The following is a 5,817-nucleotide window of genomic DNA, read 5'->3' on the forward strand; positions in this document are numbered from 1 at the left end:
GGTGCGGGCGGCCCGCTCCTCGAACAGGTCGACCAGGGTGCGCGCGGGCCGGCCCTGCGCGGTGCCGTTCCAGTCGACCAGCAGCCGGCGGCGCTCCTCCTCGGTGGTCCAGGCCAGCGCGCGCAGCGGGCGGTCCAGCCCGGCGGCCAGCTCGGTGAGCAGCAGGCGCAGCCGCCCGGCGAGGGCGTCCACCGTCGCGGCGTCGAACAGCTCCGGGTCGTAGGCGAGGTCGAAGCCGACCTGCCCGCCCTGGTAGGCGCGCAGCACCAGCGGGAAGCTGGTGGCGTCCCGGGAGGAGACCTCGGCCAGGCGCACCCCGGTGCCGGCGGCGCGGGCGTCGTCGAAGGGGTAGTTCTCGAAGGCGACGATGCTGTCGAACAGCGCGCTGCCGGCGGGGACGTCGCTGAAGCCGGTGAGTTCGGCGAGCGAGACCGCCGAGTGCCGGCGGGCCTCGGCCTGGTCCGCCTGGAGCTCCCGCAGCCAGTCGGCGGCGGTGCGCTCGCCGTCCACCCGGACCCGGGTGGGCAGGGTGTTGATGAACATGCCGATCATCGACTCGACGCCGGGCAGCTCCTCGGGCCGGCCGGAGACGGTGGTGCCGAACAGCACGTCCGGCTCGCCGCTGTAGCGGGACAGCAGCAGCGCCCAGGCGCCCTGCACCACGGTGCCGAGGGTCAGCCCGGACTGCCGTGCGGTGCGGGCGAGTTGCTCGGAGACCTGCTCGGACAGGGCGGCGCTGAGGCTGCCCGCCGAGCGGGCCCGGTGGGCCTCGCGCCGCGCCCGGTCGGCGGGCAGCGGGGTGGCGGTGGCGAAGCCGTCCAGGACGGACCGCCAGTGGGCCCGGGCGGCCCCGGCGTCCTGCCCGGCCAGCCAGTGCACGTAGTCGGCGAAGGGCCGGCGCACCGCCGGAGCGGGGGCGCCCCCGGTGGTGAGCGCCGCGTACTCGGCGAACACGTCGGTGAGCACCTGGGCGAGGCTCCAGCCGTCCAGGACCAGGTGGTGGGAGGTCCACAGCAGCTGGACGCGGGCCTCGGGCAGCCGGACCAGGGTGAGCCGGGTGAGCGGGGCGGTGGCGATGTCCAGGCCGAGGGCGAGGTCCTCGGCCTTCAGCCGCTCCAGCCGTTCGGCGCGCTCGGCCGGGTCGACGGCCCGCAGGTCGAGGTGGGTCACCGGCAGCCGGACGCCCCGGCGCACCACCTGGAGCGGGGCGGGCACGCCCTCCCAGACCACGGAGGTGCGCAGCGCGGGCGTACGGTCGGCGACCCGCTGCCAGGCCAGGGCGAGGGCGTGCGGGTCGGCGACGCCCTCCAGCAGCAGGGCGGCCTGGTCGAGGTAGACGTCGTCCTCGCCGCCGACCAGGCGGTGGAAGAGCATGCCCTCCTGGAGCGGGGTGAGCGGCAGCAGGTCCGTCACGTCCCGGCCGTCGCCGACCAGCCGGTCCAGCGCGGCCTGGTCGAGGCCGGCCAGCGGGAAGTCGGAGGGGGTGCGGCCGCCGGCGCCGGGGCTCGCGCAGTGCTCGACGATGCCGGTGAGCGCGGCGGCGGTGGCCTCGGCCAGGGCCCGGACGGTCTCCTCCCGGTGCACCCGGTCGCTGTAGTGCCAGGTGAGTTCCAGCTCGCCGTCGGCGACGACGGCGGAGACGTCGAGCAGGTGGTCCAGCGGCTCGTCGGGGGCGAGGTCGCGGCCGGGGGCCTGCCCGGCGGGGGCGAAGTCGCCGCCCTCGGGGGCGGTCCACTGGCCGTGGTAGTTGAAGCAGACCTGCGGCAGCGGACGGTCCCTCAGCGCGGCGGCCGAGCCGAGCCGGGCGAGGGCCTCGTAGCCCAGGCCCCGGCGGGGCACGGCGCGCAGCCGCTCCTTGACCCGCTTGAGGGTGGCGGCCCAGTCCGTCCCTTCCAGCAGGTCCAGGGTGACGGGGTACTGGGTGGTGAACCAGCCGACGGTGCGGGACAGGTCGAGGCCGTCGAAGAGGTCCTCGCGGCCGTGGCCCTCCAGCGCGACGGCGACCCGCCCGCTGCCGGTCCAGTCGGCGAGGGCCCGGCCCAGCGCGCTGAGCAGCACGTCGTTGACCTGGGTCCGGTAGGCCTCGGGGACCTTCCGCAGCAGCGCCTCGGTGGTGGCCCGGTCGAGCCGGTGGCGCAGGGTGCGCACCGAGCCGGCGGTGGGGGTGCCGGGCAGGTCGACGGGCAGCGGCCCGGCGGGGGCGGCGGTCTCGGCGGTCCAGTACGGCAGGTCCGCGTCCAGGCCGCCGGTCCGGACGAGTTCGGCGAGCCGGTGGGCCCAGTCGGTGAAGGCGGTGGGCTCGGGCGCCGGGTCGGGGGTGTGGCCCTCGGCGGCCTGCCGGTAGGCCTGTGCCAGGTCGGCGAGCAGGACCCGCCAGGAGACGCTGTCGACGGCCAGGTGGTGGGCGGTCAGGAGGAGTTGGGGCCGGGCGCCGTCGGCGGGCCGGAACAGCACGGCGCGCAGCAGCGCCCCGGTGGCCGGGTCCAGCTCGGCGCGGGCGGCCTCGGCGGCCGCCTCCCGCTCCGCCTCCCGGTCGTCGGCGGGGTCGGTGGCCGGGTCAAGGGCGGTCAGCAGCGCTCCGGCGACCGCGACCGGCTCCTGGCACCAGCCGTCCCCGGTGCGGGTGAAGCGGGTGCGCAGCGCCGGGTGGGCGGCCACCAGCGCGCCCAGCGCCCGGTCCAGCGCGGCTTCGTCCAGCCCGTACGGCAGGTCGAGCAGCATCGACATGGTGAAGTGCCGCAGCGGGCCGTGGGCGGCGAAGAACCACTCCTGGACGGGGGTCAGCGGGGCGGGCCCGTCCTGGTGGTGGCGCGGCGCGGGGGCGGCCGACGGCTCGGCGGTGCGGGCCGCGGCGGCCAGGTCGGCGACGGTCTGGTGGCGGAAGACGTCCTGGGAGCCGATCCGCAGGCCCGCCGCGCGGGCCCGGGAGACGGCCTGGATGCTGAGGATCGAGTCGCCGCCGAGTTCGAAGAAGTTGTCGGTGACGCCGACCCTGGGCACGCCCAGCACCTCGGCCCAGATGGCGGCGAGGGTCTCCTCCTCGGGGGTGCGCGGGGCGGTGAACTCCCCTTCCCGGACGTCGGTTTCGGGGGCGGGCAGGGCGCGGCGGTCGAGTTTGCCGCTGGTGCCGAGCGGCAGGGCGTCGAGCACGGTGAAGGAGGACGGCACCAGGTGGTCGGGCAGCACCCGGCGCAGGGCGGCGCGCAGGTCGGCGGAGGGTCGGGCGGCGCCGTCGGCGAAGACCAGGTAGGCGGCCAGCCGGTGGTGGCCGTGGGCGTCGGGGACGGCGGCCACGGCGGCGGCGCGGACCTCGGGCAGGTCGAGCAGGGCCGCCTCGATCTCGCCGGGTTCGATCCGGTGGCCGCGCACCTTGACCTGGTCGTCGGCGCGGCCGAGGTACTCCAGGCGCCCGTCGGCCGTCCAGCGGGCCAGGTCGCCGGTGCGGTACATCCGGGTGCCGGGCGGGCCGTACGGGTCGGCGGTGAAGCGGGCGGCGGTCAGGCCGGGGCGGCCGTCGTAGCCGCGGGCGACCTGTTCCCCGGCCAGGTGGAGCTCGCCGCTGACCCCGGGCGGCACGGGCTGGAGCCGGCCGTCCAGGACGTAGGCGCGGACGTTGGGCAGCGGGCGGCCGATCAGCGGCCGGTCCCCGCCGTCGATCCGGCAGGCGATCGCGTCGACGGTGCACTCGGTGGGGCCGTAGTAGTTGTAGGCGGCCGTCTCCGGGCGGGCGGCGAGCTCGCGCCAGAGCCGGGGGGCGACCGCCTCGCCGCCGAGCATCAGCACCCGGGGGCGGTGGCGGGGGTCGTCGAGCAGCCCGGCGGGCAGCAGTTGGCGCAGGTAGGAGGGGGTGAGGTCGAGGAAGTCGATCCGGTGGCGGACGACGTACTCGACCAGGGCGGCCGGGTCCATCCGGGTGGTCTCGTCGACGAGGTGCAGCGGGTGGCCGTCCGCGAGCAGCAGCAGGCCCTCCAGCGAGGTGTCGAAGGAGAAGGAGGCGGTCAGGGCGACGTTCAGCGGGCCGCCGCCCGCGTCGGCGACGAAGCCGGCCCGGTGGGCGGCGAGCAGGTGGGCCAGGGCGCGGTGCGGGACGGTGACGCCCTTGGGGCGGCCGGTGGAGCCGGACGTGTAGAGCACGTACGCGGGGGTCGCGAGGTCCGGCGTGGGAAGGACGACGTCGACCGGGTCGTCGTTGCCCAACAGGTCGCGCAGGGTGTCCTCGTCCAGGAACAGGGCCGGCCCGGCGTCCTCGAGCACGTAGACGACCCGCTCCCAGGGCAGCGCCGGGTCGAGCGGCAGGTAGCCGGCGCCGACCTTCCAGACCGCGAGGACGGCCACCACCAGGTCGGCGGTGCGCGGCAGTCGCAGCGCGACCAGCCGTTCGGGGCCGGCGCCGGTGGTGGCCAGTCGGCGGGCGAGCCGTTCGGCGCGGGCGTCCAGTTCGGCGTAGTCGAGGCGCTCCTCCCCCGCGACCAGGGCCAGGGCGTGCGGGGTCCGTTCGGCCCGGCGCCGGAGCAGCTCCGGCAGGCCGACGGCCTCGACGGGCAGCTCGGTGGCGTTCCAGCCCCGGGTGACCTGCTCGGTCTCCCGCGCGGAGAGCAGCGGCAGGGTGGCGAGCGGGCGGTCCGGTTCGGCGGCGGCGCCCTCCAGCAGGCGCAGCAGCTGCTCGGCCATCCGGCTCGCGGTGGGGGCGTCGAAGAGGTCGGCGCGGTACTCCAGGACGCCGGTGAGCGCCTCGCCGTCGGGGACGAACTCCACGCTGAGGTCGAAGGTGGCGCCCTGCCGGGGCACGGTGACCGGGGCGGTGGCGAGTCCGGGCCGGTCCCCGGCGGTGGGCGGGGCGGGGTGCAGCAGCACCAGGACGTCGAACAGCGGGTTGCGGCCGGCCTCGCGGGGCGCGCCGACCGCCTCGACGATCCGTTCGAAGGGCGTGTCGCCGTGTGCGAGGGCGTCGTTGCCGGTCTCGGTGGCGGCGGCGAGCAGTTCGCGGAAGGAGGCGTCGGGCGCCACCCGGGTGCGCAGCACCACCGTGTTGACGAAGCAGCCGACGGCCCGTTCCAGTTCGGTGCGGGTGCGCCCGGCCATCAGCGAGCCGACGGTGACGTCCTGCTGGCCGGACCAGCGGGCGAGCAGCGCCTGGGTGCCGGCCACCAGCGCGGTGTTGAGGGTGCCCTGCTGCTCGGTCGCGAGGGCGCGCAGCCGGGCGGTGAGCGGCGCGGGGACGGTGAAGGTGTGCAGGCCGCCGGGGCCGGCCTCCTCCCCGCGCCGCGGGTGGTCCAGCGGCAGGTCGGACGGCACGGCGCCGGCCAGCTTCTCCCGCCAGTGGGCGAGCTGCCGCTCCAGCCGGTCGCCGGCGAGCTGCTCGCGCTGCCAGGCCGCGAAGTCCGGGTACTGGGCGGCGACTTCGGGCAGTGCGGGGTCGGCGCCGCGGGCCAGGGCCTCGTAGGCGGTGCACAGCTCGTCCAGGACGACGCCCATCGACCAGCCGTCGGTGACGATGTGGTGGGCGGTCAGCTGCAGGACGTGGGCGTGCGGCGCCTCGGCGACCAGCAGGGCGCGCAGCAGCGGCCCCCGTTCGAGGTCGAAGGGCCGGGAGTACTCCCGGAGCAGGACGGCGTCCAGGCTCTCGCCCTCGGCCGGTTCCCGGACCGGTAGCTCCACCGGCCCGGGCTCCCGGACGGTCGGCACCGGCCGGCCGTCGCTCTCCGCGAAGGTGGTGCGCAGCGCTTCTGGAGGCCCTTCTTGAGGTGTATGCTGAACTGGTTGACGTCGTTGGGCACGCAGGCCTCCACGCCGCCCACGGCGTCGGACATCGCGGCC

At 76.9% G+C, this 5,817-nt stretch carries 1 protein-coding gene; it reads right to left on the reverse strand.

Annotated features, from left to right (window positions below; all coding sequences use genetic code 11):
- Positions 1 to 5,781: amino acid adenylation domain-containing protein (locus ACWDCZ_RS38335; protein WP_449818360.1), on the reverse strand; the 5,781-nt coding region annotated here is incomplete at its 3' end.
- Between the last annotated feature and the right edge of the window lie 36 nt (positions 5,782 to 5,817).

The organism is Kitasatospora sp. NPDC001225 (genome assembly GCF_053597855.1).